At 37.4% G+C, this 13,858-nt stretch carries 14 protein-coding genes; 10 read left to right on the plus strand and 4 right to left on the minus strand.

Annotation, left to right across the window (positions count from 1 at the left end):
- Nucleotides 1-115 precede the first annotated feature (115 nt).
- The 3 genes from LC455_RS26535 to LC455_RS26545 all read left to right on the plus strand — a co-directional run bounded on the left by LC455_RS26535 (nt 116) and on the right by LC455_RS26545 (nt 2,626).
- Nucleotides 116-463: a hypothetical protein gene (locus LC455_RS26535; RefSeq protein WP_223595528.1), complete on the plus strand. Its 348-nt coding sequence runs from the start codon at nt 116-118 to the stop codon at nt 461-463.
- Nucleotides 464-575: 112 nt separating this feature from the next.
- The gene (locus LC455_RS26540) at nt 576-2,078 is read left to right on the plus strand and encodes an aminotransferase class V-fold PLP-dependent enzyme (RefSeq protein ID WP_223595530.1); all 1,503 of its coding nucleotides are present in this window, start codon (nt 576-578) and stop codon (nt 2,076-2,078) included.
- Between the two features lie 59 nt (nt 2,079-2,137).
- Nucleotides 2,138-2,626 (plus strand): L,D-transpeptidase family protein, encoded by a 489-nt coding sequence (locus LC455_RS26545; protein WP_223595532.1) that lies wholly within the window; start codon nt 2,138-2,140, stop codon nt 2,624-2,626.
- Between the two features lie 55 nt (nt 2,627-2,681).
- On the opposite strand, the gene LC455_RS26550 is transcribed toward LC455_RS26545, so the two are convergent.
- Complete coding sequence (locus LC455_RS26550) at nt 2,682-5,069, minus strand: immune inhibitor A domain-containing protein (protein ID WP_223595534.1); 2,388 nt, start codon at nt 5,067-5,069, stop codon at nt 2,682-2,684.
- Between the two features lie 237 nt (nt 5,070-5,306).
- On the opposite strand from LC455_RS26550, the gene LC455_RS26555 reads away from it, so the two are divergent.
- Nucleotides 5,307-6,248: an ATP-grasp domain-containing protein gene (locus tag LC455_RS26555; protein ID WP_223595536.1), complete on the plus strand. Its 942-nt coding sequence runs from the start codon at nt 5,307-5,309 to the stop codon at nt 6,246-6,248.
- A 54-nt stretch (nt 6,249-6,302) separates the two neighbouring features.
- Here the strand turns inward: LC455_RS26555 and LC455_RS26560 are convergent, their stop codons facing one another.
- Nucleotides 6,303-6,833 (minus strand): YceI family protein, encoded by a 531-nt coding sequence (locus tag LC455_RS26560; protein WP_223595537.1) that lies wholly within the window; start codon nt 6,831-6,833, stop codon nt 6,303-6,305.
- A 172-nt stretch (nt 6,834-7,005) separates the two neighbouring features.
- Between LC455_RS26560 and LC455_RS26565 the strand changes: the two genes are divergently transcribed.
- A complete protein-coding gene (locus LC455_RS26565; RefSeq protein ID WP_223595539.1) occupies nt 7,006-7,872 on the plus strand; it encodes a hypothetical protein in 867 nt (288 codons plus the stop codon).
- A gap of 186 nt (nt 7,873-8,058) precedes the next feature.
- Nucleotides 8,059-10,383, plus strand: coding sequence for an RNA polymerase recycling motor HelD (helD, locus tag LC455_RS26570; protein ID WP_223595541.1), 2,325 nt, complete (start codon nt 8,059-8,061; stop codon nt 10,381-10,383).
- A gap of 52 nt (nt 10,384-10,435) precedes the next feature.
- On the opposite strand, the gene LC455_RS26575 is transcribed toward helD, so the two are convergent.
- Nucleotides 10,436-10,570, minus strand: coding sequence for a BA3454 family stress response protein (locus LC455_RS26575; protein WP_223595543.1), 135 nt, complete (start codon nt 10,568-10,570; stop codon nt 10,436-10,438).
- Nucleotides 10,571-10,672: 102 nt separating this feature from the next.
- Between LC455_RS26575 and LC455_RS26580 the strand changes: the two genes are divergently transcribed.
- A complete protein-coding gene (locus LC455_RS26580) occupies nt 10,673-11,140 on the plus strand; it encodes a GNAT family N-acetyltransferase (protein ID WP_223595545.1) in 468 nt (155 codons plus the stop codon).
- 22 nt (nt 11,141-11,162) lie between these two features.
- Here LC455_RS26580 and LC455_RS26585 read toward each other — a convergent pair whose 3' ends face one another.
- Nucleotides 11,163-11,393: a hypothetical protein gene (locus LC455_RS26585; protein ID WP_223595546.1), complete on the minus strand. Its 231-nt coding sequence runs from the start codon at nt 11,391-11,393 to the stop codon at nt 11,163-11,165.
- Nucleotides 11,394-11,601: 208 nt separating this feature from the next.
- Here LC455_RS26585 and LC455_RS26590 point away from each other — a divergent pair, with 208 nt between their 5' ends.
- Genes LC455_RS26590 through LC455_RS26600 form a run of 3 tightly spaced genes read left to right on the plus strand, consistent with a single transcriptional unit; the run spans nt 11,602 to nt 13,726 of the window.
- The gene (locus LC455_RS26590; protein ID WP_317851483.1) at nt 11,602-12,351 is read left to right on the plus strand and encodes an SDR family oxidoreductase; all 750 of its coding nucleotides are present in this window, start codon (nt 11,602-11,604) and stop codon (nt 12,349-12,351) included.
- Nucleotides 12,332-13,357 carry an S-adenosylmethionine:tRNA ribosyltransferase-isomerase gene (locus LC455_RS26595; protein WP_223595549.1) on the plus strand — a complete coding sequence of 342 codons (1,026 nt, stop codon included), beginning with the start codon at nt 12,332-12,334 and terminating at the stop codon, nt 13,355-13,357. The genes LC455_RS26590 and LC455_RS26595 overlap by 20 nt, the downstream gene beginning before the upstream one ends.
- A 15-nt stretch (nt 13,358-13,372) precedes the next feature.
- Entirely contained in the window at nt 13,373-13,726 is a 354-nt protein-coding gene (locus LC455_RS26600; protein WP_223595550.1) for a VOC family protein, read from the plus strand.
- Nucleotides 13,727-13,858 lie beyond the last annotated feature (132 nt).

Below are 13,858 nucleotides of genomic sequence, written 5' to 3' on the forward strand. Positions count from 1 at the left end.
TATTATTTATATGAATATCTCGATAATGACAAAGCATTGTAATCTGTACGAAACTTCCGTGTAAACTACCACAGCTATAATAGAACAAAGACTCTAGTAGGGCGGGTGTTTTTATATGGAAGAGACAATGGTAAAATCTTATTTGCAGAAATCATTAGAAGAGTGGAAGGATGATATTTCACTCGTTCTTGATGAAATTGCGTCTGAATATGATGAGGTGGCCCAGGAATTAAAGGTGTATTCATATAAATATGGGATTACCAAACAAGTTATTCAATCGACAGTTAATGAGGAAATTATTGAGAAAATTCGCCAAATGTATCATAAACCTTTTGAAGAAAGCTATAACCAGCTGAAGGAATACATAAAAGATCTCGAAGAAAAACGAAGAGTTTTCCAAATGTTTATTCAAAAAATTGAAGAAGTAACCAAGAAAGAATCAGCTAAGATTACAACTTATTAATTGTATTAGGAGGCATCCTTTAAGGGACGGCCTCCTTTTAATTTGGCGTGAACCACACCAAAAGGGATTTGCATATATTGATTAGCAGGATGGAATAGCGAGGTGTCAATATATGATAACAGCAAAAATTGGAAGTAATACTTATCAAATCCCGGATAACCTCGAGGAGTATTTTCAATCGTTTCGAAAACAAGTGATAGGGATGAATCAAGAGTTTGAATCGCCCTATGGCAAAAAGAAAATTATTTATGCCGACTGGACAGCCAGTGGACGTTTGTATAGACCAATTGAACAAAAAATGTCTGAAATATTTGGACCATATATGGCCAATACACACACAGAATCCAATATTACCAGTCTAATGATGACTGAAATTTATAAGCAATCAAGAAGGATTATTAAGGAACATGTTAATGCCGATATGAATGACGCTGTCATCTTGGATGGTTTTGGGATGACATCAGTCATCAACAAATTCCAAAGGCTTATAGGTATCAGGGTGCCAGAACAGTGGAAGAATCACCTGCAGATTCCAGAGGAAGATAGACCGGTTATTTTTCTGACTCATATGGAGCACCATTCGAATCAAACCTCATGGCTCGAGACATTAGGAGAGGTAGTGATCATTCCACCCGATCAGGAAGGAGGAGTGGATGTTCATCAATTGGAACTTCAACTCTCTCGATACAAAGACCGCCGAATTAAAATCGGTTCTTTTACTGCCTGTTCCAATGTATCTGGAATCCAAACTTCTTATCATCAATTAGCAAAAATGATGCATCAACATGGCGGGATTTGTTGTGTGGACTTTGCCGCATCGGCCCCATATATCAAGATTGATATGCATCCAGAAGATCCCGAGGAAAAGCTAGATGCTATTTTTTTCTCACCCCACAAATTTTTAGGAGGACCTGGAACAAGCGGAGTATTAGTTTTTGATTCCCGATTATATAAAAATAAGGTACCCGACCATCCCGGAGGCGGAACAGTGACATGGACAAATCCATGGGGCAATCATAAATATTATGATGACATTGAACTGCGTGAAGACGGAGGTACACCGGGCATACTTCAGGCCATTCGAATCGCTCTTTGCTTGAATTTGAAAAAACAAATGGGAGTTCCTAATATCTTAAGAAGAGAAAAAGATCAGCTTGCTCTTTTGCTATCGCAATTAGAGGAGATTCCAACCCTACACATATTAGACGGTCACATCAAGAATCGCCTGGGCATCGTGTCTTTTTATGTGGAAAATATCCACTACAATTTAATTGTCCGTTTACTTAATGATCGATTTGGCATTCAAGTAAGGGGAGGCTGTTCGTGCGCTGGAACATATGGGCATTACCTTTATAACATAGATGAAAATACATCAAAGCAAATTACGGACCAGATAAATCTGGGTGATATGTCCACTAAACCTGGCTGGGTGCGCTTTTCCTTACATCCTATAATGACAAATGAAGAAATTTTAATATTTGTTGAGGCAATGGCGGAAATAGTCAGCAACATTTCTGACTGGAAAAAGGACTATGTATATGATGCTGCGAGCAATGATTATTTTTATATTAACCATATTAGAGAGGATATGTCGCCATTATTCCGCTTTGAATAGGGAGGTATCACAGGCAAGCGGCTTTTCATATGCTAATCAAAAAAAGGGGGTGGTATGGGATGATTCATACAGTAAGAGCTGGTGAAACATTAACTATCATATCCGCTAATTATCGGGTTAGCCTCAGGCGGCTTTATGCTGCAAATCCGGGGATAGGGCATTTGCATGCAGGACAAAAAATTCAAATTCCCGGTTTGCCTGAGCCGAGTACGATCCCTTTTTCTATCCATATTTCAGTAGGGAAGAGAAACCTTGTATTATATAATAATGGGAGATTAGTGAGAATTTTTCCAATTGCAGTGGGGAAGATGCTGACCAATACTCCAACAGGAGAATTTGTCATTGTGAATCGACAGTACAATCCTGGAGGACCGTTTGGCGTTTTATGGATGTCGCTTTCAAAACAGGGATATGGTATACACGGTACTAATGATCCAAGTTCAATCGGCAAAGCCGTTTCCCATGGATGTGTAAGGATGTACAATCGGGATGTTTTGCAGCTGGCAGAAATGGTCCCGAATGGAACGAGAGTTGTAATTAGTCCGTAGATCAAGAAATTGAAATAATCCCACCTCCACGAAAGGAGGGTGGGATTATTTTTGATTATTTATAGATTACGATTGATCCTACTGATTTGTCCTTGGCCTGTCCGTTTACACGAACTTTTAGACCATAGTGCGGGATATCACGGCCAGCATCATCTTGGAAAGTATTATTGAATGATTTGCTATCATCAAATAATGAGACTGCAGGCTGACTTGGAGCACTCAATGTTTGTACGCCTGGATAATTTAGGCTTATTCCAGAAGTAGGATTTAAACCAAAAGCTGCGTCCGCAATATGGAAACGAGTGGTAGCTTCAACAGTTGATCCGTTAGCTAGGAGCCACTGTAAGTCTTGGCTAAGATGGGAATCTACTACTCCTAGGAAGCCATTTCCAGGGTGAACACCTGTCCAGTTATCGGTGTAGCTATCGTCTACATACCAAACAACTAAGCCACCATCATAGCTCATTAATGAGCTTCCGCGTTTAAGGTGGGCAAGACCTTGGTCTACACCTTGTTGATTACGCCATTCTAGTAAATAATAGTGGTCACTGTACTTGTTTCCATCTTCTTTAGTAAAGCCATTTAATGTAAATGGCGTAGTAGCGTTTTCGCCACCGTCTTCAACTAAAGTTTGACCATCTGCTACAACTTTGATGTTATCTGCATAGAAGCCTGCAAAGGAGCTACCCCAGTCAGTTGCATAACGAAGGCGAAGCTTGATTTTTTGACCTTTATACTCGGAAAGGTCAAAGGACTGTGGCTGCCATTCACCATTGGTGCTTCCAGTTAAACCAGGCATAGAATCTTTAATGGTTGGATAGCCTTCTTCTACAACATCAGATCGAGTATTTGCATTACCTAGAGACTTCCAAGTAGCACCATTGTCAGTGGAGACTTGAACAAAAGCAAAATCCCACTGAGGTTCGATATCATACCATGCGTCAAATGTTAAAGTAGCTGAGGTTTTTCCAGTTAAATCGACATCAGTTACCATATTTGTATCGGATTCATCTGCTTGTCCACCCCAATATTCGTAACTGCCAGTTGGCTTGTTAATCGCAGTTACTTTGGTTGGTAGGTTAACACGGACAGCTTGATCATTCTTTCCAAGCGGGGAATTCGCTTGATCAAGTAAAAATTGTGTTCCTTTTGCAGATACATCCTCCCAGTTTACAACTGTAGGCTTTGTCCACTTTCCACCTAGTGTTGATTGGAAGTACTGCTTTGCCCAAGGTGAGAAACCTGTTGGTTCAGCACCAGGAATTTTTCCAGCCCATGAACCGGCTGACATAATGGACCAATAACCAATCGGTTCGTCCGCACCAGAATAAATTGTATCATATTCATCAGGAAGACCTAAATCATGGCCATATTCGTGAGCGAATACGCCAGTAGCTCCATCTTCAGGCATGATAGTATAGTCGTAGAATCCTGGTAAACCTTGGCCAAGTCCATCTGGATCATAGAATACTGCTGAACGGTGTGACCAAATTGCTTTATCGCCTTGTTTTCCACCGCCTGCTTCTTGACCCATTCCAGCGTGAATAATTTGAAGGTGATCAACTAAACCATCTGGCTCCCAGAAGTTTCCGTCGCCATCTAAATCATGTGGATCTTCCAAATCATAGTCTTGTAGTGGTACACCAGCCGCTTTAGCTGCAATTAGGGTATCTTTAATTAATTTCGAAACACCTTGTCCAGGGTAATTATCATGACCACCTGCAGGATTATCTTTACCATAATATTCTGCAGTCTGTGGTAATTTTAACCAACCGTACGCTTTACCATCAATTGTGTAAGTACCGCCAGATTGCTCCAAATAGTATTCTTTCTGAGAAATTTGATCTTCACCATTTGGACCTTTATATTGGCCTTTATCACCAAAAATCATATCTTCATAGTGTTGAAGATCATAATTAGGATAATAGTTGTCAGTATCTGCTGGTGTAAGTGTTCCATGATCTAAATCAGAATACTCAACTGTTAAAGTTAATAGTTTTCCTTGTTTTTGGATTCCCGGCGATTTTTCTTCCTTAACATTTTGACCGGTCTTGTTACCGTTACCTTTCATCATTCCATTATTGTATTCTTTATATTTACGCGCCTTTTCTGCATCCGCAGCTTTAACTTTAGCAGCTAAAGGATCAGATGTTATTCCTTTATTTTCTTTCCCTTTTAACTCTAGGTAACTATGTAGGGCCTTTTGCTGTTCAGCAGAAGATGCGTTCTTGGAGATGACACCGCGTTTAATAAGAGAATCTAACAATTTGTCTTCATTCACTACTGATAAGTCTAATGAACCATATGAATGAGATTGTGAGACAGAAGTTAGACTTGGATGTAGGACTTCAGCCGAAGTTTTCGCATAGTTTCCGGGAAAGCCGGAAAATAGTGTTCCTGCGATTACGGCAGTGGTAAGTCCTGTTTTTAATAGTTTTTTCAATAATCTTCCCCCTTAATAAAAAAATAGAGTGCTTTTTAATAATATTTCGAATATTGAAATAAGACAACGGGATAATTTGCTTAATTTTCCGTAAATTGGAACAAAATATAGTTAATTTGACTTATTTTTCATGGGGGATTATTGTCACATCTTTTCCGTTTCTATCTTCACAAAACGACAAGCGAAATTTACAATAAAACTAGCATAGTAATAATCAGCAAAAGAGGAGACTTTTCGATGAAAAAAGTTTATATCATCCACGAAAATAGCGAATGGACCATTCATCTAACGAAGCGCTTAAATGAATTAAAAGTCCCATATGAAGAATGGCATCTAGACAGAGGAAGGCTGGATCTATCCAAAGAACCACCAGAAGGAATTTTTTATAATCGGATGAGTGCCTCTTCTCATACGAGAGGACACCGCTTTGCACCGGAATTTACAGCACAGGTCCTTGCCTGGCTTGAATCCTATGGGAGAAAAGTTTTTAATGGGACCCGTGCACTCCAGCTAGAGGTAAGCAAGGTTATACAATACCTTGAGTTATCTAAACATGGCATCAAAACCCCACGGACCATTGCAGCTGTTGGCAAAGAACAAATAGTAGAGGCGGCAGCTGAATTTGCTGGGATACCTTTTATTACTAAACACAATCGTGCAGGAAAAGGACTTGGTGTCCAATTATTTCAGTCAATAGATGCTTTACGGAGCTATGTTGAAGGTCCTTCATTTGAGGAACCGGTTGATGGGGTTACTTTGATTCAAGAATATATCCAAGCACAGGAAAGTTTTATTACCCGCTGCGAATTCATTGGTGGAAAATTTATTTATGCAGTAAAGGTAGATACTTCAGAGGGCTTTCAATTATGTCCTGCAGATGCCTGTCAAATTGGCGATTTATTTTGTCCTGCAGGAGATACTGTAGAAAAGCCTAAATTCCAAATCATTGAAGGATTTAATGACCCTATTATTAATAAATACGAACAGATCCTCTCTGCTACCCACATTAATGTCGCAGGAATTGAATTTATTCGTAATTCAACAGGTGAAATATTCACCTATGATATCAATACAAATACAAACTACAATTCAGATGCAGAAGAAAAGGCCGGTAAATTTGGCATGTTAGAGCTGGCCAAGTTTTTAAAGCATGAGTTAAATCAACTAGCTGAGGACTAAAACAATAGGAAAGAGGCAGTTCCAATTGGAACTGCCTCTATTTTTATTCTAGATTTAAGCTTTAGCAGCCTGAATTTGCAGATTGATTTTTACTTTATCACCAACAAGTACGCCGCCAGTTTCAAGTGCAGCATTCCAAACTAGGCCATAGTCAGAACGGTTAATGCTTCCTGTTGCACTGAAGCCAGCCTTTTCATTTCCCCATGGATCCTTTCCTGTGCCTTCGAATGTAACAGCGAAAGTTTCTTGCTTTGTTACTCCACGAAGAGTTAAATCACCAGTCACATTATATTCGCCGTCATCTGTTTTTTCAATATTAGTAGCCTTGAAAGTCATGTTAGGATGATTTGGAGCATCGAAGAAATCAGCAGAAACTAAGTGTCCATCACGATCTTGATTACGAGTGTCAACACTACTTGTTTCAATAGCAAATTCGATTGATGCAGTTGTTAAATCAGTTGGATCTGCTTCAATCGTTGCATTAAAGCTGTTGAAAGAACCTTTTACGTTTGCAATCATCATGTGTCGAACCGAAAAATCTACACTGCTGTGTGCAGCATCTAGTGCCCATTTTGATTTAGTCATGGAAAAATCTCTCCCTTTTTTGTTTTGAAATTATTTATCTCGAAATCTAAATAACTTAATTCAAAATAAATTATATGGTGTTGGACATCTTGTTGTCAATTGATTTTTTATAATTTTTTTTCAATCATGACAAATACTAATAAATAATGGTTTATAAGGAGGTGTTGTATTTTTGAGAAGTTTGAATCGAAATCGTATGCCTTTTTTCATCCTTTTTCTAATACATACATTCCTTCTAATTGTAACGGTACATAAAAGCAAAAATCGAAAAAAGATATTTGTTTTGTTGTTAGCAAATATGGGTTTTTCGTATTTATTTGAGTACTTTGTCTTTAATTTAATGAAGGCATATTCCTATAAACCAAAAATTCTTCAAAAAAAACTCTTTGATAATATTTTGGGTGCTTTTTTATCGCAAGCTATCTATGTGCCATTTACGGCTGTTTTTTTAACAGGAATTAAATCAGGCTGGGGAACAAAAGTAGCTGCAGGACTTTATTTTTATTTAGTAGAAAAAATATTTTTATGGCTTGGGGTTTTTAAACTATCAGGCTGGAAATCAATCTACACGTTAATCTTTCTGCCTCTTTATTTTAAATTAAGTGATCTCTGGTTCGCTTCATTAAATAAAAAAACTTCAATGGTACGGTTTATCTCACTCTTTTTCATGATCATGGTTACCGAGACCAATTTGTTCTTAATATTTGCCTTTATAAGACGCTACCGATTTGGTATAGGAAAGTACCATTCATGGAAAGAACATTTTATCTTATCACCTTTATACACAACGCTTTTGTCATTATTTACAGCTTTTTCATTAAAGAAGGAGAATACATTAGCAGTTAAACTGGGGGTTGTTTTATTTGCAGCTTGTTTAAATAAACTTTTCCAAAGAATCAAGCTGTTAAAAAATAATCTTCATCCAATTTCTTACTTTGGAATAAGATTGATCATGACCTCTATTTATGGAGAATATAGAAAGTGGATATACGGGGATGTAGAAAACGAATCACTGGAAAACAAAAAAACTAATAAGTAGATGCCTAATGGCATTTGCTTATTAGTTTCAAAATTTACTTGTGAAAAAAGAAAAATCATGATAAAATGATTTTTGGTTTAATATGTAATGTGTTATTTATTAAATAAAATACCCTATAATAACATTAACATATTAGTTTGTGAAAGTCAAACAAAAGGACCAAAATTTTTTCTGGAGAGTGATTTCATGAACGAAAAACAGAATAAAGTTTGGCAAATGGAACAAGAACGGGTACTTGAGGTTGTCGAAGAAATTGAAAAAAAAGAAAATAAATTAATGCACAATACCGGCAAAGTCAGTTCAGACGTCTTAGAGCTTCGAAAAACCTTTTGGGAAGATGTTACCGTCAATTTGGATGATCCTGATGATGTTATCGAAACGGCAGCGAGTATTAAACAGCAATCAGAATTACTCTCTGAGCGGGAACGAACCCATAAACAATTGGATAAACACCTTAAAACGCTTTATCGGCTTAAATACTCCCCGTACTTTGGAAGAATTGATTTTTTGGAGGATGGAGAAAAGGCAACAGAAAGTGTCTATTTGGGAATTGCTTCGTTTATGGATCAAGATGACGAGAATTTTTTAATTTATGATTGGCGAGCGCCCATTTCGAGTCTTTATTATGATTATTCCCCAGGACCAGCTCATTATAAAACCATGGATGGAAACATTGAAGGAGTAATGAAATTAAAGCGACAATTTATTATTCGTGCTTCAGAAATAAAAGGAATGTTCGACACAGGTGTAACAATTGGCGATGAAATGCTTCAGGAAGTGCTTGGGAACAACGCAAGCACACAAATGAAAAGCATTGTTGCGACAATTCAACGTGAGCAAAATCTGATAATCCGAAATGAAAAAAGTAAATTACTTATTGTCCAAGGAGTAGCGGGAAGCGGGAAAACCTCAGCAGCCCTTCAGAGGGTAGCTTATTTATTATATCGATATCGTGATACGTTAAAGTCAGAAAATATTATGCTATTTTCTCCAAATCCCTTGTTCAATAGCTATGTGGCAACTGTGCTTCCTGAACTTGGAGAAGAAAATATGCAGCAAGCGACTTTTATGGAGTTCCTTAATCACCGTTTGAGTCATGAATTTGAAGTAGAGGATCCATTCAATCAGATGGAGTATTTGTTAAACGGACAAAATGATGAGGAATTTCAGGATAGAGTTTCAGGTATCCGATTTAAGGCAAGCCTCGAATTTAAACACATCATCGATCAATGTGCATCCAATTTATCAAATGAGGGTTTGCTTTTTAGAGATTTATTCTTTAGAGGTGATGTGTTAATTTCGAAACGTGAAATCCATCGATATTTTTATAATTTAGATAAGAATTACACTATGCCAAATCGGATTCAGCTTGTTAAAGAATGGTTATTAAAAGAATTGAAGCGTGCGATGAAACGTGAGCGTTCAAGAAGCTGGGTGGAGGAAGAGATTCAATTTCTTGAAAAAGAAGATTATATGGAGGCATACAAGCAGCTGCTAGAGAAGAAACATTTTACTGAGAATACGTTTGATGATTTTGAAAGAGAACAAAAACTTCTAGCTGAAATGGTAGTGAAAGAAAAATTTAAACCTTTATTTGCAAGGGTGAAAAATTTAAAATTTATCGACATGCCGGGAATTTATCGGCAAATTTTTGAATTGAAAGATGGAAAGATGGAGATTTTACCAGCCAACTGGGGCAATGTTGGCAGGCAAACTATCGATAAATTAACAAATGGGGAAATGCCTTATGAAGATGCCACTCCTTATGTCTATCTTCAGGATTTAATTCAAGGGCGAAGATCGAATACTTCTATCCGCCATATTTTTATTGATGAAGCGCAGGATTATACTCCATTTCAATTTGCTTTTATCCAAAAATTATTCCCGTATAGTAAGATGACGTTGCTAGGTGATTTCAATCAAGCCATCTTTTCAGGCGCGACGGGCTCCGAGACTGTGTTAACAGATTTAGACCTGAAGGGTGAGGACATTGAAACGTATGTTTTAACAAAAACGTATCGTTCTACTAGAGAAATCGTTGAATTTACGAGTGGGTTGATAGACGGCGGAGATAAAATTGAACCATTTAACAGGAAAGGCAGTAAGCCAATTCTAGAAAGAGCAGAACAATCACAGCTATTTTCTCTCATCACTGAGAAAATCAAAGGCTTTGAGAAACAAGGGCATAAAACAATCGCTGTTATCTGCCGCACAGCAGAGGAAAGTAAAGGCGTGTATAAGGCGCTAAAGAATAATGTCTCGATCCATTTAATCGAAAAGGGTACGATTTCTTATGAAAAAGGCATTCTGGTTATTCCGTCGTATCTTGCAAAGGGGATAGAATTCGATGCGGTCATTTTGTACGATAGTTCAGCTTATAAAAGTGAAACTGAACGAAAGCTCTTTTATACGGTCTGCACTAGGGCTATGCACGAATTGCACCTATTTGCAGCAGGTCCGATTAATCCGTTATTAAATTCTGTTCCGAAAGATACCTATGTAATAATTTAATCAATGTGAAAAGCTGCAGGTTCTGAGAATCTGCAGCTTTTCGTTGGTTCATTTATTTTTTCCATTGCTTTTGAACTTGTTCAAAAGCAAGTAGCAGGATTTCTTCATCGGTAGTATCTCGAGTAGTTATGACATTCGTTAAATAGCTTCTGCCTTCAAATGTAATTGTTACTTCAACTTGTACCATTGGAATCACCTTTCTTTTCTATATTGAATTTGAAAGTTTGCTAAAGTTAATAATGATTTTTTGATATAATGGTTCCAAAAATGGATTGTTAGGTGATCAATTATGTCGATGTTTTTTGAAGAGATAAAGAAAGATACACTGTATATTGCTGTTGAAATAGTTAATTCAAACCCTGAGTATAATGTATTTGAAAACGGTAAAGAAACAAGGAATCTCGAAGACCTTAAAGATGAATTTTTAAATCAAAACACAATTTGTTCTTTCATTAAACTCGATGACACATATATTGGTGTTATTGATTTTATGCTGGAAAATCCAAATGATCATTATCCGTGGTTAGGTTTATTGATGATACATGGTGATTATCAAGGTTATGGTTTTGGTGCACAGGCCTATGCACTATATGAAAAAGAGATGCTAAAACGAGGTTTGGACACTGTCCGAATTGGTGTGTTACAAGAAAATAAAAAAGCGCAGCATTTTTGGGAGTCGAAAGGATTTGTTTATTATAAAACGACATCATCCAAAAATGGATGTGGAATATTATGCTATCAAAAATCAATTGAATAGAAAACTTCCTAAAAGGAAGCTCTTATACCTCAACAGTCATAAATTCCTCCACAAATAGCTGCACCTCATTCTTGTCAATTTGATTTTTCTTAAGTAAGGATTCGACAATGACAAGATGGGCTTGAATGGAAATATTTTTCTTTAACTCTCGAACTGATACATCGCCATTCAATAATTGGATGGCTTTTTCTCTGATGTCTTGATTCTTAGAAGACTTGTAAAGAAGATAGGCAATGCACGTAATCTTATCCACTGCAAACACTCCTCATTAATCAAGAATCGAACTTTTTTTATATAATTCGACCCTCAATATTTATTTTCCTGCTAATTTTCTGAAAATTATTAAAAAATATTAGACTAAAGTCGTAGATAGAATCAAGCTTCTTTACGAGGTGATTAAAATACAAATTCCTTATGATAAAGACATAGAAAACAAATTAATTCGTAAGGGGTTTTGTAAAATGGAAAATAATCAAGTAGTGATGATAACTGGTGCATCAAAGGGATTAGGGAAAGCATTAACATTAGCATTTGCAAGAAAAGGAGCTAGCTTAGCAATCTGTTCACGAGGAAGCAAAGACTTACAACAGGTAAAGCAGGAAGCGGAAGCTCTTGGTGCAGCAAATGTTCTAGCGCTAACTGTTGATGTCTCTAAATCACGAGATGTTGAAAGATTCGTGGCGATTACAGAGGAAGCCTATGGAAAAATTGATGTCTTGATCAATAATGCTTCGATTCTTGGGCCGAGTCCTATACCTTTTTTATTAGATTTTCCAGAGGAAGATTTTGTTGAAGTGTTAAAAGTCAATGCGGTGAGCCCGTTTTTAGTGACGAGAAGGGTGCTGCCTAGCATGCTTTTAAGAAATAGCGGATCAGTCATAAATGTAACCTCAGAAGCGGGTAAAACAGGATATGCAGGCTGGGGGGCCTACGGGATTTCAAAATTTGCGGTGGAAGGACTAACAGAAACATGGGCAGATGAGTTGGGCGAAACGGGTGTCCGGGTTAATATGGTTGATCCTGGTGAAATGGATACAGAGATGCACCAATTAGCAGTACCCGATTGTGACTATGAATTAGCCAATCCCAATGATGTTGTCGAAGTATTCCTTTACCTTGCTTCTGATAAGTCTAGGAAGGTAAATGGGCAGCGATTCCAAGCGCAGGAATTTACCAAAGGAAGTGTTGAAGATGCTTCAAGAAACGCTTAAGTTTGAACTGCCTTCTGTTTTAAATGCCTCCATGCCGCCAGAAAGAAGAGGAGTCCGCAGAGACCAAGTCAAAATGTTGGTCCAAAACCGCAATACATGTCTAACAACACATGATCACTTTTTTAATCTTGATGACTATTTAAGAACGGGAGATGTCCTTGTTCTAAACAGCAGCAGAACAGTACCAGCAATATTAAAATCGGAATTGCTGCGCAAGGGGAATTTAATCTATAGAGAAATTGAAATCCGCTTAGCTCGAAGGATAAATGAATGCACTTGGGAAGCACTGGCTGTTACTGAGAGGGTAGAAAATGGAGATTCGCTTGTCTTTTCACCGAGTCTGACCGGGGAGGTGTTATCTGCACCTAATACCCCGTTTATTACTATCCAGTTTAATCAACGAGGTTCTGCCTTGTATAATGAAATCTATGCAATCGGGGAGCCGGTCCGATATGAATATATTAATAGCCCTTGGGGACTCGATTATTATCAAACTGTTTTTGCTATTCATCCTGGATCTGTTGAAATGCCGTCTGCAGGCCGTGCTTTCAGCTGGGAATTATTATTTAAGCTACAGAAAAAGGGGATAAAGCTCGTTTTTATCCAGCTCCATACAGGGCTAAGTTATTTATTAGATGATAAGTGGGAGCATTCACCTACTGAAAACCGTGAAGAATATAACATTCCAGCTGAGGCATGGGAGGATATTTTACAGGCAAAGATGAATGGTAAAAGGGTAATTGCAGTTGGTACGACTGTTGTCCGAGCAATGGAAACCGCTGCTGTTAACGGTTGTTTATCTGGATGGACAAATCTATATATAAAACAGAATTACGACTTAAAAATCGCTGATAGTATCATAACAGGAATGCATGAACCTGAAGCAAGCCATTTAGATATGCTCTCAGCCTTCGTTAACCAGAAGGATTTATTCAATGTCTATCAGGAGGCAATAGCATTGGGATATTTATGGCATGAATTTGGCGATACGAATCTTATTCTATAATGTCAGGAGAATAGTATGTTAAAACTCCACCATTACGCAATAGAAGTTACTGAAGTTCAAATGGTTAGGGATTTTTATATGAATTTATTGGGATTTGTCGAGGATGAAAAGGTAGAGTTTGCTGGTGAAGAAATCCTATTTTTACGGAATGGAGATTTCCTTCTTGAACTTATTCAAGTAAATCAAGAGGAAACTCCTCCTGGAAATGTTCATCTATGTTTTGAAACAAAAAGTATAGATGATATTATAGAAAAGTTTTTAAAAGCTGGAATTGCTCCTGATGAAGGTCCATATACCCTTAAAAATGGCTGGAAGACGGTTTTCTATAGAGGTAGTGCGAATGAAATATTAGAATTTCTTGAGCCTTAATTTGTTGTATATTGCTTATTGAGTTAAATTTTTTGTATAATATTGAAGGGATAAAAGAAAAACGATATTAATGCCAAATTCTACCTTTCGTCCCGCTTTGGGAGGAAGGGTTTTTATTTATCCATTAAGTAA

Source organism: Neobacillus bataviensis (assembly GCF_019969725.1).